At 37.6% G+C, this 16,311-nt stretch carries 11 protein-coding genes and 1 other annotated feature; of the genes, 7 read left to right on the top strand and 4 right to left on the bottom strand.

Annotated features, from left to right (window positions below; all coding sequences use genetic code 11):
• The first annotated feature begins 167 nt into the window (after positions 1–167).
• The 7 genes from QRE67_RS22220 (at position 168) to QRE67_RS22190 (ending at position 12,802) form a co-directional block, all read left to right on the top strand.
• Entirely contained in the window at positions 168–1,361 is a 1,194-nt protein-coding gene (locus QRE67_RS22220) for an MDR family MFS transporter (RefSeq protein ID WP_286122353.1), read from the top strand.
• Positions 1,362–1,411: 50 nt separating this feature from the next.
• Positions 1,412–1,700 (top strand) — a binding site (T-box leader).
• A gap of 66 nt (positions 1,701–1,766) precedes the next feature.
• Positions 1,767–4,175 (top strand): leucine--tRNA ligase, encoded by a 2,409-nt coding sequence (gene leuS / locus QRE67_RS22215; protein WP_286122352.1) that lies wholly within the window; start codon positions 1,767–1,769, stop codon positions 4,173–4,175.
• 146 nt (positions 4,176–4,321) lie between these two features.
• Complete coding sequence (locus tag QRE67_RS22210; protein ID WP_286122351.1) at positions 4,322–5,278, top strand: VrrB protein; 957 nt, start codon at positions 4,322–4,324, stop codon at positions 5,276–5,278.
• Entirely contained in the window at positions 5,265–5,483 is a 219-nt protein-coding gene (locus tag QRE67_RS22205; RefSeq protein ID WP_286125392.1) for a hypothetical protein, read from the top strand. Before QRE67_RS22210 ends, QRE67_RS22205 begins: the two co-directional genes overlap by 14 nt.
• 355 nt (positions 5,484–5,838) lie before the next feature.
• Positions 5,839–7,128: a helix-turn-helix transcriptional regulator gene (locus tag QRE67_RS22200; protein WP_286122350.1), complete on the top strand. Its 1,290-nt coding sequence runs from the start codon at positions 5,839–5,841 to the stop codon at positions 7,126–7,128.
• 573 nt (positions 7,129–7,701) lie between these two features.
• Entirely contained in the window at positions 7,702–11,937 is a 4,236-nt protein-coding gene (locus tag QRE67_RS22195; RefSeq protein ID WP_286122349.1) for a S8 family serine peptidase, read from the top strand.
• 265 nt (positions 11,938–12,202) lie between these two features.
• The gene (locus tag QRE67_RS22190) at positions 12,203–12,802 is read left to right on the top strand and encodes a TasA family protein (RefSeq protein ID WP_286122348.1); all 600 of its coding nucleotides are present in this window, start codon (positions 12,203–12,205) and stop codon (positions 12,800–12,802) included.
• A gap of 383 nt (positions 12,803–13,185) precedes the next feature.
• On the opposite strand, the gene QRE67_RS22185 is transcribed toward QRE67_RS22190, so the two are convergent.
• The 4 genes from QRE67_RS22185 to QRE67_RS22170 all read right to left on the bottom strand — a co-directional run bounded on the left by QRE67_RS22185 (position 13,186) and on the right by QRE67_RS22170 (position 16,310).
• The gene (locus QRE67_RS22185) at positions 13,186–13,614 is read right to left on the bottom strand and encodes a pyrophosphohydrolase domain-containing protein (RefSeq protein ID WP_286122347.1); all 429 of its coding nucleotides are present in this window, start codon (positions 13,612–13,614) and stop codon (positions 13,186–13,188) included.
• Positions 13,615–13,728: 114 nt separating this feature from the next.
• The gene (locus QRE67_RS22180; RefSeq protein WP_286122346.1) at positions 13,729–13,914 is read right to left on the bottom strand and encodes a hypothetical protein; all 186 of its coding nucleotides are present in this window, start codon (positions 13,912–13,914) and stop codon (positions 13,729–13,731) included.
• Between the two features lie 246 nt (positions 13,915–14,160).
• Positions 14,161–15,240: a Ger(x)C family spore germination protein gene (locus QRE67_RS22175; RefSeq protein WP_286122345.1), complete on the bottom strand. Its 1,080-nt coding sequence runs from the start codon at positions 15,238–15,240 to the stop codon at positions 14,161–14,163.
• A complete protein-coding gene (locus QRE67_RS22170; RefSeq protein ID WP_286122344.1) occupies positions 15,216–16,310 on the bottom strand; it encodes a spore germination protein in 1,095 nt (364 codons plus the stop codon). The genes QRE67_RS22175 and QRE67_RS22170 overlap by 25 nt, the downstream gene beginning before the upstream one ends.
• Between the last annotated feature and the right edge of the window lies 1 nt (position 16,311).

The raw sequence follows: 16,311 nt of genomic DNA, 5'->3' as shown, positions 1-16,311 counted from the left end.
GTTGTATTTTGTAGAGTCGTCGATATATTTATATCATCCACATGAGCCCGATTTCACGATATTATCAGAATTTCACCAACTATTAATCAGTTGCCTTCCTATTTAAAAACGAATACAATTCTAATGTTATATACGAACGAAAAACAACAGAATAGGAGGGTCGAACTATGCCAAGAAAAGTATGGCTATTAGTAGCTGGGATGATTATCAATGTCACGGGTGCTTCTTTTTTATGGCCTTTTAATACAATTTACTTACACGATCATTTAGGAAAATCATTATCAGTGGCTGGTATGGTGTTAATGATTAACTCGTTAACTGGTGTAATCGGTAACTTGCTCGGCGGTGTGCTATTTGATAAATGGGGCGGATATAAATCTATTTTAGTTGGAATTATCATTACATTAGTATCGATTCTCGGCCTTGTATTTTATCATGGCTGGCCGTTATATGTCGTCTGGCTTGCATTAATTGGATTTGGTTCTGGTATGGTATTTCCATCGATGTATGCGATGGTTGGAACGGTTTGGCCAGAAGGTGGCCGGAGAGCATTTAATGCAATGTATGTCGGACAGAACGTTGGGATTGCTGTTGGAACAGCGTGCGGTGGTTTAGTTGCTTCTTACCGTTTTGATTATATTTTCTTAGCGAACTTTATTTTATATTTTATTTTCTTTTTAATTGCCTTTATTGGATTCCGTGGTATGGAAGACAAAAAGGAAAAAAGTTTACAAACACCAGGGGAAACGAAGAAAGCATGGTCACTTACACCAGGATTTCGAGCACTTCTTATTGTGTGTGTCGCATATGCTTTATGCTGGGTTACATATGTACAGTGGCAAGGTGCAATTGCAACGCATATGCAGGAGTTAAATATTAGTCTGCGCTATTACAGTTTATTATGGACGATAAATGGGACGATGATTGTTTGTGCACAGCCACTTGTCAGCATGATCATTCGAGCGATGAAACGCTCTTTAAAACAACAGATTATGATCGGAATTTGTATTTTTGCTGCGTCCTTTATTGTACTCAGCCAAGCGCAACAGTTTACGATGTTTCTTGTCGCAATGGTAACATTAACAATTGGTGAATTATTCGTATGGCCAGCTGTTCCAACGATTGCAAACATATTAGCACCAAAGGATAAAATCGGTTTTTATCAAGGAGTGGTTAATAGTGCAGCAACTGTTGGAAAAATGTTTGGACCTGTTGTCGGTGGAGCGATTGTTGACATATATAATATGGAAGTATTGTTCATTGCCATAATGGTAATGCTTGTAGTAGCGATATTAGCAGCGAGTATATATGATAAACGAGTAAAAGTAGAAGAAACTCCCCAAGAAAAAATTGCAGTTTAGTTTGACGGAACATGTAACATGTTTTAGAATATATTTAATATAACTTATATGTAATAACAGTGAGAAGGAGTAGTAGTAATAGAAGCTGGTTTAGAGAGTTGACGGTCGGTGCAAGTCAATCCACGTTTCATTATGAACTCGCCTTTGAGTTGCAGTTGTGAAATGAAGTAGCAATTGCCGTCTATCCACGTTACGGATCTAAGCGAATGTATATATTAGTGCTTGTTCAAAAAGGAGGATAAAGAAATGCGACAGCTATCTTTACCGGACGTTTTGAACATCCTCTATTACATTAATTTAGGGTGGTACCGCGGGAATCTATAACCTCTCGTCCCTTTTCTGGGATGAGGGGTTTTTTGTATTTTAGGCGGTGAAAATATATAGAATTTGAATGGAGGGTGTTTAATGAGTTTTAATCATCAAGAGATTGAGAAGAAGTGGCAAGCGTATTGGGAAGAGAATAAAACATTCCGTACGCCAGATGAAACAGACAAACCGAAATTTTATGCACTAGATATGTTCCCATATCCATCAGGTGCAGGCTTACACGTAGGGCATCCAGAAGGATATACGGCAACAGATATTTTATCTCGTCAGAAACGTATGCAAGGTTACAACGTTCTTCATCCAATGGGATGGGATGCATTCGGTCTTCCGGCAGAGCAATATGCACTTGATACTGGAAACAGCCCAGCAGAATTTACTGAGAAAAATATTAACACATTCCGTAACCAAATTAAATCATTAGGTTTCTCTTATGATTGGGATCGTGAAGTAAATACAACGGATCCAAGTTATTATAAATGGACACAATGGATTTTCTTAAAGCTATATGAAAAAGGTTTAGCTTATGTAGATGAAGTACCAGTAAACTGGTGCCCAGCCCTTGGTACAGTACTTGCAAACGAAGAAGTAATCGATGGCAAGAGTGAGCGCGGTGATCATCCAGTTGAACGTCGTCCAATGAGACAATGGATGCTAAAAATTACGGCGTATGCAGATCGTTTACTAGAAGACCTAGATGAGCTTGATTGGCCGGAAAGCTTAAAAGATATGCAACGCAACTGGATCGGTCGTTCTGAAGGTGCAGAAGTACACTTCAATATTGACGGTACAGAAGAGAAATTTACAGTTTTCACAACGCGCCCAGATACACTATTTGGTGCAACATACTGCGTATTAGCTCCAGAGCATACGCTTGTTGCTGGGATTACAACTGCAGATCAAAAAGAAGCAGTGGAAGCATACATTGACTCTGTAAAAGCGAAAAGTGATTTAGAGCGTACAGAGCTTGCAAAAGAAAAAACAGGCGTATTTACAGGTGCTTATGCAGTTAACCCAGTAAACGGTGAGAAATTACCAATCTGGATTGCTGACTATGTTCTTGCAACTTATGGAACAGGTGCAGTAATGGCAGTTCCAGCACATGACGAACGTGATTATGAATTTGCACAAACATTCGAGCTTCCAATGAAAGAAGTTGTAGAAGGCGGAGATATCACGAAAGAAGCACATACAGGTGATGGAGCGCACGTGAACTCAGCATTCTTAGATGGTTTAAACAAAGAAGAAGCAATTGCCAAAATGATCGAATGGCTTGAAGTAACAAGCGCAGGAAATCAAAAAGTAACATACCGCTTACGTGACTGGTTATTTAGCCGTCAACGTTACTGGGGTGAGCCAATTCCAATTATCCATTGGGAAGATGGCACAATGTCAGCTGTAAAAGAAGAAGAATTACCATTAATTCTTCCGAAAACAGAAAACATCCGTCCTTCTGGTACAGGTGAATCGCCACTTGCAAATATTGAAGAGTGGGTAAATGTTGTAGACCCTGAGACTGGCAAAAAAGGTCGCCGTGAAACAAATACAATGCCACAATGGGCAGGTAGCTGTTGGTACTATTTACGTTATATTGATCCAACAAACAGCGAACACCTTGCTGATCCAGAAAAAATAAAACAATGGCTTCCGGTTGATATTTATATCGGCGGTGCAGAGCATGCGGTACTTCATTTACTATACGCACGCTTCTGGCATAAGGTGTTATACGATGTAGGAGTTGTTCCAACGAAAGAGCCATTCCAACAACTATTTAACCAAGGTATGATCTTAGGTGAAAACAACGAAAAAATGAGTAAATCAAAAGGTAATGTTGTAAACCCTGATGATATCGTAGCAAGCCATGGCGCAGATACACTTCGTCTATACGAAATGTTTATGGGACCATTAGATGCTTCGATTGCTTGGTCTGAAAATGGTCTTGATGGAGCTCGTCGCTTCTTAGATCGTGTTTGGCGCCTATTTGTTCAAGAAAACGGTGAATTAAGCGAGAAAATTACAGGTGCAGCAAACAAAAATCTTGAAAAAGCGTATCATCAAACAGTGAAGAAAGTAACAGAAGACTATACAGAGCTTCGTTTTAACACTGCGATTTCTCAAATGATGATGTTTGTGAATGATGCATATAAAGCAGAATCACTTCCAAAAGAGTATGTGGAAGGTTTCGTGAAAATGTTAGCACCAGTTGCACCGCACGTTGCGGAAGAACTTTGGAACAAGCTTGGATATAACGAAACAATCACATATGCAAGTTGGCCAACATTTGATGAGTCTAAACTTGTAGAGGACGAAGTTGAAATCGTTGTTCAAGTAATGGGTAAAGTACGTGCGAAGTTAACGATGAAAAAAGATGCATCAAAAGAAGAAATGGAACAACTTGCAATTGAAGCAATTCAAGAGCAAATTGAAGGGAAAACAGTACGTAAAGTAATTGTTGTTCCTGGAAAACTTGTTAATATCGTTGCAAATTAATGAGAAAGAGCAGTCCTGTTAAGGGCTGCTCTTTTTTTTAGAGACAACTAAGGAAATAGCGAAATTCAAGTATAGACAAACACCTATTCTTTCTTCTGAAATATGATAACAAGGGCACGTTAATTTAGGAGAAAGAGGTGAAAGAAATGAAGGGGATAGATAATAACGCACAGCATGCTGCTATGCATAATTGGACGGATGGATATTCTCATATGCTAATGGGAGGAGCGGAGCATCCAAGGAGTGGTGGTGGCTTCCCAACAATGGTAGGAGGAACAGGGCATCCAGGGAGTGGTGATGGTTTCCCGACAATGGTAGGAGGAACAGGGCATCCAAGGAGTGGTGGTGGCTTCCCAACAATGGTAGGAGGAACAGGGCATCCAGAGAGTGGTGGTGCTTTCCCAACAATGGTAGGAGGAACAGGGCATCCAGGGAGTGGTGGTGGCTTCCCAACAATGGTAGGAGGAACAGGGCATCCAGGGAGTGGTGATGGTTTCCCAACAATGGTAGGAGGAACAGGGCATCCAGGGAGTGGTGGTGGCTTCCCAACAATGGTAGGAGGAACAGGGCATCCAGGGAGTGGTAGTGCCTTTCCAACAATGGTAGGAGGAACAGGGCATCCAAGGAGTGGTGGTGGCTTTCCAACAATGGTAGGAGGAGTAGGAACTTATCCACAAGGAGTTCATGGGTGGCATGGTCATCATCAACATCATGGTCATCACCAACATCATGGTCATCACCAACATCATGGTCATCACCAACATCATGGTCATCACCAACATCATGGCCATCACCAGCACCAAGTTCATCACCAAATACATCCGCAAGCGGTTCTTTATCAAATGCAGCATCATGGTCACCAGCATCATGGTCACCAGCATCATGGTCACCAGCATCATGGTCACCAGCATCATGGTCACCAGCATCATGGTCACCAGCATCACGGTCACCAACATCATGGTCACCAGCATCACGGTCACCAGCATCACGGTCACCAACATCATGGTCACCAGCATCCAATATGGTATGGCGGTGCTGGAAGCGCTGGAAGTACTGCAGGAACAGTTGGAGCGGCAGGGCATGCCGGACATGTTGGTCATTAAAAAATTAAATAAACAACATATTAAAAAAATTCTCTTGGATGCAAGGGGATTTTTTATTTTGGGAATAGTAAGGGTGAGGGGAGGTGCATTACATATGGGAAAAGGTAGAAGCAATAATGCTGGTAAAAAGCAACCAAATTTCGATGATTCATCTAATTTCTCTAAAGGGAAACAAAGTCAAACGACAGAACCGAAGAAGAAATAAAGACAAACGTCCATCAGTGGAGGTTTACTGCACGTTAATGAGGTATACAGGAAAGGGAGCTATCTATAAGGATGGCTCCTTTTCGTATGAAACAGAACAGTTAAGAGTGATGTTAGATGCTTGATCAATTCTGTGTGGGGCTTTTTTTCTTTGAGGAGTTTTTTGTGCGCCCATGTATTCTTCTTCTCTATATTTTTTAGCAAATTATTATATTCTCAGTGTTAACAGAAATTTGTGGATATAATTTGAAAAGTAAAATATGGACCTATTGATCTAATTTCTCAACCGATGTTTTTTATATCATGTAGTATAATTAATTATATAAAAATTCGGATAATAAAAAGAGGGATAATCTATGTCTATAGGAAAAATCATTTATTACCATCGTAAGAAGCAGAATAAGACACAGGAACAGCTTTGTAACGGGATTTGTTCTATTACTCACCTGAGTAAAATTGAAAACAATTTCAAAGAAGCACATACAAAAACATTGCAAATGCTATGTGAAAGATTGCAGATATCAATTGAGGAAGAGAATAAAAAAACACAGCTTTTAAAACGAAAGCTGGATCTTTTTAACGATGCTATGGAACGGCTTCATAAAGAGCAAGCAGCAGCGTTATATAAAGAACTATCAGAACAGAAAGAATATGTTCAATGCACGGAGATGATATATGTATACGAGTTATATATGCTTCGTTACTTATTATTCTTGAATCAATTCTCGGAATTTAAAAAAGCATCATCAAAAATGAAAAGGGATGTAACAAAATATAGTTCATATGAACTATATCTATGGACTTTCCTTCAAGCTCTTTATTATGGCCGAACAGAACGATATGTACAAGCGCTCGAAATTCTGAATCGTATAGAAGAAAAAGCAGAACAGTACAGCGAAAAACTCACTGAGTATTATTACTATAGATCGGCAATGCATGGCCATTTGTATCAGTATTCTTTATCTATTCATTATGCATACAAAGCATTACGTATTATGCAAAATACGAATAACATTTTGCGCATTGTATATATCAAGATGATTATCGCTGTAAATCTCATATACATGGGCGAATTTGAAGAATCAGAACAGATGCTTATTCCCGTTTTAAGTGATGTGGAACTACTGCAGGATACAGGAATGAAAGCAATAGCTCTTCAGAATTTGGGTTTTTTATATTATAGACAAGGTGACTCTAAAAAGATGTTCGAATATTACTCTCAAGCTCTTGAATTAAAGAAAAAACATACAACCTCCTATTATGTGACAGTCTCAAGTATGGCAGAAGCACTTATCGAATTGAATCAACATGAAAAAGCAGCTGTACGATTAAAACAAGAATTAGATTCCTTTCAAGACCGCAAATCATCAAATTATATAGAGCTAAAAATAATGTATCTTGAAGCTCTTGGCAATCAAAAGACGCTTGTTCAATATTTAATAAAGTATGGGCTGCCGATGTTAGAGAAGCATATGAATCTCAGTAAGATGATAAAGTATTTAGATATAGTGATATTATATTATGAGAAAAAAAAAGATATCTCTTCTGCGAACTATTATTTGCAAGCATCCAACCGGATTCTTAAAAAGTTACTTTTTAATGCCGAAAACCCTGCGATGCTTAGGAATTTGGAGGAGAATAATTAGTATTTTGATAGATGAAAAGTCCAATTGGTGAGAGCTATATAAATCCATTTTGATTTTTCGACATATAAGCCGCGGCTATGGATAACAAAAGGTGACCTGCACTCGTTTTCTCTCTTTGTTTTCACTATGTCTGGGCAGGAAAAGGATCTGACCGCTTCTATGCATGGCCGGATGATCTCTCCCCCACCTAAAAAGAAGGGTCTTATGTCGGTTTTTTAATTTGTATTTATATAATTATCAGTGGAGGATGAAGGAAACCCCCACTGATAAAAGTTTTACTTTATTATTTTCGTGATTAAAGCTTGAAATTATTTTGTCTTTAGATATTTTCCCAAGTTTAAAACATACAATACGCTATGTTTTTTTTGTTTTTTCTTCGTTTTTTCGAGAAAAACCTCCTGCAAAGTATAAGATTAGACTGTAAATGACAATAATTTTCCCAATAAACAGATTTTTCGGACTTATATATAATGAGATCACATAAAGGAATAGATTAAAACATTTCTGCTAAGTAAAGCGTTGAGAAAGTAATAATCTTATATAGAAAGAACAATTGTAAATGGGGGAAACAACATGAAGGGGAAGAAATCTATTAAAATTCTTACAGGAGCATTGGCTGCTGGCATGCTATTATCATCTGCTATCCCGTATAACGTATTGGCGGAAAGTACATCTAAGATAGAGGGGATTGCTGATGCGAAATCTGTATTGAGCGGTCTTACAAAAGAACAGAGAGCCGCTTTGAAAACATTAGATGCTAGACCGGAGTTTACGATTTCTCCAGATGTCAACACAACAACTCCTGATAAAGTGAACATTATTGTGGAGTTTAAACAAGCACCTGCCAAAATTGAAATATTAAAGCAGACAGCTAAAGGGAAGAAAATGACTCTTTCTGCTGCAGAAAAAAAAGTAGAAGAATCTCATCAAGAATTTAAGGGAGTACTTCAACAACTACAAAAAAAGAAAGATGTGGAGAAGGACTTTCAATCTTCCAAGATTACAAGAGAATATAAAAACGCATTCAATGGCGTGGCAATGACATTGCCTGGAAATACAATTGAAGATTTAGTGCGCTCTGGTGTTGTCAAACGTGTTTGGAAAGATTCTGATGTAAAACTTGATTTGCCAAAAGAAACAAATAAGGCCACTGTACAGCCAAAGATGATTGATAGTGTTCCGCAAATCGGCGTGGATAAGCTTCATGCAGAAAATATAACAGGTAAAGGCATTAAAGTCGGTGTAATTGATACAGGAGCTGATTATAACCATCCTGATTTAAAAGATGCGTATAAAGGATATCGTGCGCAAGCTGGGGTGGATTCAAAAACAGTTGACCCGAATTCTGTAAAAGGCTGGGATTTCATTGATAATGATGCCGATCCAATGGAAACAACATATAAGGATTGGAAAAATTCAGGAGGGGCTCCTGAAGTCAATAATGGTAGTGCCTACTACACATCGCATGGAACACATGTATCCGGTACAATTGCTGCAGATAAGAAAAATACTGTAGATTACGCCGTAGAAGGGGTAGCTCCTGATGTAGATTTGTATGCGTACCGTGCGTTGGGTCCATATGGAGGCGGGAGCACGAATGGTATTCTTGCTGCTATTGATAAGGCAGTGAAAGATGGTATGAACGTCATCAACTTGTCATTAGGTGCATCTATTAACGATCCTTTATATCCTACATCGATAGCATTAAATAATGCAATGTTATCTGGAGTTGTAACGGTTGTGGCAGCTGGAAATGCAGGGCATGGAGAGGGAAGTCTTGGATCGCCTGGAGCCGCAGCTCTTCCGATTACAGTTGGTGCAAGTGATTCTGCTGTAAGCGTACCAACATTTACAGGGGATGTAGGAGATCTACATATAGAAAAGATGATGCTCTTAGGCAAAAACTTTACGGACAAGCTTGAAGATTTAAAAGGACAATCGTTGCCAGTCGTTTATGCAGGACTTGGAAAACCAGGGGATTTTACTGGGAAAGACGTGAAAGGAAAAATTGCACTTATTCAGCGCGGTGAAATTACATTTGATGAAAAAATGAAAAATGCAGTACAAGCAGGAGCTAAGGCAATGATTGTGTATAACAATGTGGATGGTGATATTACAGCTTATATGGGAGAAGGTACATCGTTTATTCCTTCTTTCCGCTTAACAAAGACAGATGGTGAGAAATTGCAGGCAAAAGCAGCACAAGGGGATGTAACCTTTACATTTGGAGAACTGAGTAACACAAAAACAGAAGGTGATCATTTAGCAGATTTCAGTTCCCGAGGTCCGGCAAATAAAACAGATGATATTAAACCGGATGTTGTAGCGCCGGGTGTGTCTATTTTCTCTACTGTTCCTGAATATATAAATGATCCAAAAGATGGCGACAATTATACGGTAGCATATGGGCGTATGTCTGGTACATCGATGGCGACTCCTCATACAGCTGGGGTAGCGGCATTGATGTTACAAGCGCATCCGGACTACAGCCCGTTTGACGTGAAAGAAGCACTCATGAACACGGCAGTCGATTTAAAAGAAGAGCGTTCTGTATACGAAATGGGAGCGGGAAGAATTGACGCGTATCGAGCAGTTCATGCAGATACCTCTATTGAGGTTATCGACAAAACATCAAATATCGAGAATGGTCAAGCGGTAGAAATTGAAGAGAAAACCGGCTCTATTGCATTTGGCCGTAAGCATCAATCGAAAAATTCTTCCATTACAGACAGCAGGAAAGTTGTGATTCGAAATAATAATCAACAAGAGGAAAAAGAGTTCAAAATAGAAGTAGAGTATTCATCGGAAAATGTAGGCGTGCAGGATGCAGCAAAAAACGGTGTGAAATTGAGCGTACAGGAGTCCATTAAAGTAAATCCGAAGGCTTCTGGAGAAGTGAATCCTGAAATTTCCATTCCAGCAAATGCGGAATTGGGTAGATATGAAGGATATATTCACATTACAAACAAAAATAATGAAAAAGAAACATATCAAGTTCCGTTTGCCGTTCGCTTGACAGAGCAAGGGATTGCATCTGTAAATTTACTTCGAGATACGATGGCGACGGATTTGACGAAATGGCACTCTTTTATGGACGGGCCGTTCTCACCGTTGTCATATAAATTGAACAGTCCACTGGAAACGGTTGATGCGATTGTGAAGGATCGAAAAACAGGAAACGCGTTAGGGTTTGTTGGTACAGTTGACGCAAGCAATAAGACACCTAATAAAGAATATTACATTCTATATGGCCTGACGGGAAATGTGTTTCCATTTACAGGTGATCCGAATCATCCGATTGGGGATAAACCTGTCACGTTGCCTGATGGAGATTATGAACTTGAATTCATCGGATACGATAAAGAAGGAAAATCCTATACAAAAAGTGACACGATCATGATTGATAATGTAGCACCAGAAATGAAATTTAGTGATGTACAGCCTGGTGTCCATGAAATTGGTGAATCCATGTTTACAGAGGAAGACGGGCAGCGCGGATTTTGGGTGCACGGCAATATTTATGACACTGGAATAGATGCATTAAAAGCAAAAGGGCTTCCGTATGATCAAAAGGCGAATAAGATTGTATATTTCCAAAACTCTTTCTTTCCTTCTGGTACATTAAATTCGATTCAACCAAATGGTGACTTTAAATTTGGGGTAGCGCCAGAAGAATTGAACGAACCATTAGATTTAAGATTATTTGGATTGGATGCTGCGACAGCAGGTGATTCAATTCGTGGATATCAAAACTATACATTCGTTAAAGAAGGAACAGAATATGCTGCACCAAGTTATAACAAGGATAAAGTTAAATTAGGTGACAAAATTACGATGACTTTGAACTTAAATAATGTGAAACAGCTTCTCTCTGGTAGTTTTGAAGTGCCATATGATAAACAATTGTATAAATTTACAGATGTCAAACCAAATCCTACGCTTACAAAATACGCGGAAGAACATGGATTAAACGTGAAGCTTTCAAATCCAGCTATTACGGAAGGTAATGTGAACAATAAAGTGAAAGTTGATGCGTCTTTAGAGGGGAACGGATTTAAAGGAATAGATGAAGATATTCCGTTTTTAGATGTCACATTTGAAATAACGAACGATGAATATCATTTGGAGTTAGCTTCACTTAAACCAGACAAGTTTACTTATACAAAATTTGGTGCAGCAGAAGCAGCTACAATTCCTGTTTTTCAAGATAAAACTTTTGTCTTCATTTCAAAACATTCGAGAATTAGAGGGTATATTAAGCCAGAAGCTTTCTTTACCCCAGAAGGCTATCTTCCTAACAAAGATTACACAAAATTAGGTGCAAAAGTATACGCTGTTTCTGAAGATGGGAAGAAATATCTAGGAACAATCGACAAAAATGCTCTATTTGAGATTCATAATGTTCCTGTTAGTGATAAAGAATATGACATTATTGTAGAGATGCCGGGGCATCTGCAAAGTAAACTTACAACAAAGCTCGGTAAAATGAGCGATGGGGAGCTAGTTGGACAATATTACACTGCGTATATGGATAATAATCTTGCTGGTGATCTAAACAGCGATAAGATGGTAGATATTAAAGATGCGAGAATAGCAGCTCTATCTTATGGGAAAGAGAAAGTATCAGTAACTGATGGTGACGTCAATCAAGATGGTGTAGTGAATGAAACGGATATTCGTTTTATTGAAAAGAACTTCTTGAAAAAGGGACCTGATGCAAAGCCAAATCAAAAACCAAAGGAAAATGTTGGCCCAGTAACATTGGAGAAAATTCTGCGTTCCATCGGATTGGAGCCAAAAAATAAATAATATTATACATTTTAATAGAAGGATTCTAGAGATGACTTCATACGTGTGCACATAACCTGATAGATTTTGAATGATTGACATGAGGAGTAAGAATCGGAGACGCTCTAAAACGACGTTTCCGGTTTTTCTTAATTTTGTATTTGAAGATAGAAAGAGTGGCGTGAGATAGAAATGATTCTAAAATTATTTCATTTAGTTATCACGCATAGAAGAGTAATTCAGTTTTTTGAATCTTAATATTTAGAATTTTAGGAGGGGGATTAAAATGGGGATAAAACAAAAATTAGGTATGGGTGTTGTATCTGCGGCGCTTGGTTTAACTTTAGTTGGAGGCGGAACGTTTGCGTACTTCAGCGATAAAGAAGTAACAGAAAATACCTTTGCGGCAGGTACTTTGGATTTAAGCGTTGATCCGCAAGTTATCTTGAACGTGGACAAAATAAAACCAGGCGATGAGATGGAGCGAGGCTTCCAATTAATTAATAACGGAACTTTAAAAATTAAAGATGTGCACCTTCTTACTGATTACACTGTAACAGATGCAAAAGGTGACAATGGAAACGCTGATTTTGGCGATCATATTCGTGTAGATTTTCTATGGAACTTGGATAAAAACAGTGTTCCTATATGGTCTACTACATTGTCTGAACTAAAGAAAGCGACGCAAGCTGGTGACGTTCTTAATCTGGTAGAAAAAGATATTGTAAACCATGAAGGGGATGGACTTGCTCCGGGTGATGATGATACTCTTTATGTGAAATTGACATTTGTTGATAATAAAGAAGAGCAAAATATATTCCAAGGAGACACGTTGAAATTGAACTGGACGTTTGATGCGACTCAAACAGAAGGAGAAGATAAATAAAGCTTTTATTCAGGCGGGAGAAATCCTGCCTTTTTAGTAGCACTTATTTAGGGGAGATTGTTATTGAATAATCATCATCGTTTTGCGTAAAGAGTCTCTGAAAAGAATAATAACGATTGAAATTATCGAACGGATTTACAGATTAAAATATCAAATCAATGTAGAGGCAATTCAATATTTTGCTTAAGTAATTATGTTACACCCACCTGAGTAAGGGAAAAAAGTAATTTAGGGAGAGGCTCTTATACCACTATTCGCAGGCAGTAATACCCCCACCTCAACATTTAGCTGATGTGGGGGATAAACTGTCCGTAAAAGCCCGATTCGTGAGGGCTAATAATCACTGGGGATGAAGAACCTCCTCCACTGATTCAAATTTCACTTTATTTTCCTGCTTTTTCTAATGCTTCTTGACGTTGACGCTCAATTTCAGCACGAAGCTGTGGTTCTGGTGCCTGCCAGCCTTCTGGTTTTAAAATTTTGCCGTCGCCTTCACGGAAACGTGGTTTACCGTCTGGGAATAATTTAGACATATTTGCATTGTTTACAATTTCAAATCCTTTATCTGGGCGCACTCCCATTTCAGCAAATGTTCCAAATGCAAAATAAATAAGATCAATCAATGCATCGTATTGATCTTCTACAGTATTTGCTTCTAAAAATTCTTCAAGCTCTTCTTGCATAAAGCTTGCGCGAATTTTCGCACGCTCTTCTGTTAATTTCGTTGGTACATCTGTAACAGGGTGTCCGAATACCTCGTGCATTTTTGCAACAAGTTCGTATCCTTTATCTAAACCTTTTTCGTTTGCCATGTTGTTTCATCCTTTCGCGTTTTGTGCCGAATTTCATTGTAACATAAGGAGGGAGTGTAACGAAAAGAATAGAATAGAAAAAGAACATCCTATATGAAATAAGATGTTCTTTCCCTATTCTTCTTTCTTTATTAAAAATGATAAAACAAGATCAATCCCAAATATCCCAACAAGTAGCATAGGTACAACAACAAGTAAATAACGTGTGAAAGAAACATTTTTTAAGTATGTATGAGCAAATAAAAAGACGCCGAGAAACAGAATACCATTTAAAATAGGTTTTACTAACTTTTTAGACATAAGCTCCCCCGTAAGTATCTTTTTTCTATATAAATACAAATTAAAAAACCGACATAAAACCCTTCTTTTTAGGTGGGAGAGAGCATCCGGCTATATGTCGAAAAATCAAAATGGATTTATATATATGTAAGTAAATTTGTAAGTGTTATCAAAAAACTCCTCTCTCCGTTGTATCATGTTGGAAAGAGGAGTTCAATCATTATCTGACATTTTGAGGATGGATATTTGTTTAGCATTTATTTCACGTCATTCGATAACACCTGAATTTGTAATATTGACTTCGTATTTCACTTTAATGGGAACATCTTTGTACATCTTTTGCCATTCTTCTAACTTGAATGGCCGATAATTTTGCCGGAATTTTGCTCCGAGACCAAGCGGATCAACATTTAAAGATTGAAATTTTTTGATGAGTTTTGTGGCTGTAATATTTAATTGTTTTTCAACTTCTCGTGATATTTTTTTGGTGTTCTTTTTATTTTCTAGGTTCACTTGTTTTGAAAGTTCTAGAATGCGTGCATCTATTTTTACTTTAATTAAAAAGGAAGGTTTTCCATTTTTTATATTTATAGTGTACGTTGGCTTGGAATGTATGTTATTGATCATTACGTATCCATTATTACTTTTAAATTCTTGTGAATCTAACCGATGTTTTTCCAATAACCCTTTAAATATGAACATATCTTGTTGATCAATTTTTCCGACATACTTATCCTTTTTTAAAAGCCCAATGCCAGTGATTTTGATTTTGTCTTTACTCTTTTTTAGGATAGGCATATAAGAATCTTGGCCTTCACGATAATAACGAAATGCACCTAAATGTAAATTATCAGTTGGTAAGGGACCTGTTTGCATGTTATGCTCTAACATTTTTGTTATATAAATAGCAACATTAGATGAAGTTGTATATTTTCCTTTTAACAGCTCAGGTCCATTTCCTTCTAATAATCCAACATACAATGAGTTTCCGATGCTGACATCACGAACCAATGTGTCAAAGGAGGTCGACAATCCTTTTTTGGCAATTCTTGTAGTAAACAATGCAATGCGCATTTGTCCGCTTGCAAATGGTTGAGAAGATTCCAAAGAAGTATCAGCTTTTACTTGTTTAACGGCATTTGCTACTCCTTCGTAGACCTGTACTTTATTTCCTTTTCGCTGTATAGGACAAACCGATGTCACCTTTACTTTATTGTTTTTTGCTGTATCAAAAACAATCCCTTGAATTAACTGGACATCATCAACAATATTTTTTTGCAAACAGCCTGTTATGGTGAACAAACAAATACATGAAAGAAGAATTAGTTTTCTCTTGATTTTTTCCATTTTTTTTTCACCCACACGATAAGAAATAAGATTGGGATGTAAACATATATAAGCCAAAGACTAATTTTGGAAATATAACTAATAAAATCGTTGATATCGTGCCTGTTTGTTAAAAGTTGTGAAACAATAATGGTAATTAGTATGAAAGAAAGTAAAATGTATTTTTGCTTTACATGAAAGATTTCATGCGTTCCTCTTGTAGCAGCCCATAATGGAAGAATAAAACTTGTAAGAATTACAAGTGCATAGCCGGAGATGGCAATGTATTCTAGTCGTTCGATAAAGGGTAATTTAATAACTTGTGTCATTGAAAGCTGAGACCAAATTGTTTTTGATAACTGTTTTTCGCTAAAAAAAGCAAATGCCAAAATCGTACTAAATAAATATAAAACGTTAGAGAATAATACACCATATTGTGCAAATTTATGAGATTTTTCGGGATTCTTCACAAATGGGTATATCATAAGAAAGATTTCAAAGCCCGTCATAGTATAAGTTGAAAATTGAGATGCTTTTAAAATATCTCCAAAAGAATGTGAAAAAACAGGAAGTAAATTTTCCCAATGTGCGTATCGTAACATAAAAAAACTAAGAAAAATATAACCTAATGTTCCCACGATTGAAAGTACACAGATACCGGTCATGACGCGAAATCCTGATGAGATGACGTAGTAACTTAATAAACATAAAAAGATTGTGAACATCCAAGTGGACCCGGTAGGAAACATCCATACTTGAACAATCTCAACATACGTTCGAACAACGGATATACTCAAAGCGAGAAAATACAGCATGAATACAATATTAATGCCATTACCGAGCCACTTTCCAAAGGTTTGCTGATGAAGATCTATTAGGTTGCCTTTTGTATTTTTTAATGAGTAATACATCATCCAAACGAGAATGTGAATGATGATTCCTGTGATGAGAACACCAATCCAGCCATCGTATCCTGCAACTTTTGCGAGGATGCGTGCAAATCCAAGAACACCAGCGCCAAACTGTGCACTATGAATTAAGAAGAAAACAAATATAGGTGATACTTGATATTTTGTTTTGACTTTACTCATA

It is taken from the genome of Bacillus sp. DX3.1, assembly GCF_030292155.1.
In the GTDB taxonomy this organism is placed as follows: domain Bacteria; phylum Bacillota; class Bacilli; order Bacillales; family Bacillaceae_G; genus Bacillus_A.
The sequence above is the reverse complement of the archived record's forward strand: the minus strand, read 5'-3'. Positions and strand labels throughout refer to the sequence as shown.

Coding starts and splice junctions, on each gene's coding strand:
- QRE67_RS22175 (WP_286122345.1), bottom strand. CDS start 15,240: ATGGAAAAAATCAAGAGAAAACTAATTCTTCTTTCATGTATTTGTTTG.
- QRE67_RS22170 (WP_286122344.1), bottom strand. CDS start 16,310: ATGAGTAAAGTCAAAACAAAATATCAAGTATCACCTATATTTGTTTTC.
- QRE67_RS22200 (WP_286122350.1), top strand. CDS start 5,839: ATGTCTATAGGAAAAATCATTTATTACCATCGTAAGAAGCAGAATAAG.
- leuS (WP_286122352.1), top strand. CDS start 1,767: ATGAGTTTTAATCATCAAGAGATTGAGAAGAAGTGGCAAGCGTATTGG.
- QRE67_RS22205 (WP_286125392.1), top strand. CDS start 5,265: ATGTTGGTCATTAAAAAATTAAATAAACAACATATTAAAAAAATTCTC.
- QRE67_RS22210 (WP_286122351.1), top strand. CDS start 4,322: ATGAAGGGGATAGATAATAACGCACAGCATGCTGCTATGCATAATTGG.
- QRE67_RS22190 (WP_286122348.1), top strand. CDS start 12,203: ATGGGGATAAAACAAAAATTAGGTATGGGTGTTGTATCTGCGGCGCTT.
- QRE67_RS22185 (WP_286122347.1), bottom strand. CDS start 13,614: ATGGCAAACGAAAAAGGTTTAGATAAAGGATACGAACTTGTTGCAAAA.
- QRE67_RS22195 (WP_286122349.1), top strand. CDS start 7,702: ATGAAGGGGAAGAAATCTATTAAAATTCTTACAGGAGCATTGGCTGCT.
- QRE67_RS22180 (WP_286122346.1), bottom strand. CDS start 13,914: ATGTCTAAAAAGTTAGTAAAACCTATTTTAAATGGTATTCTGTTTCTC.
- QRE67_RS22220 (WP_286122353.1), top strand. CDS start 168: ATGCCAAGAAAAGTATGGCTATTAGTAGCTGGGATGATTATCAATGTC.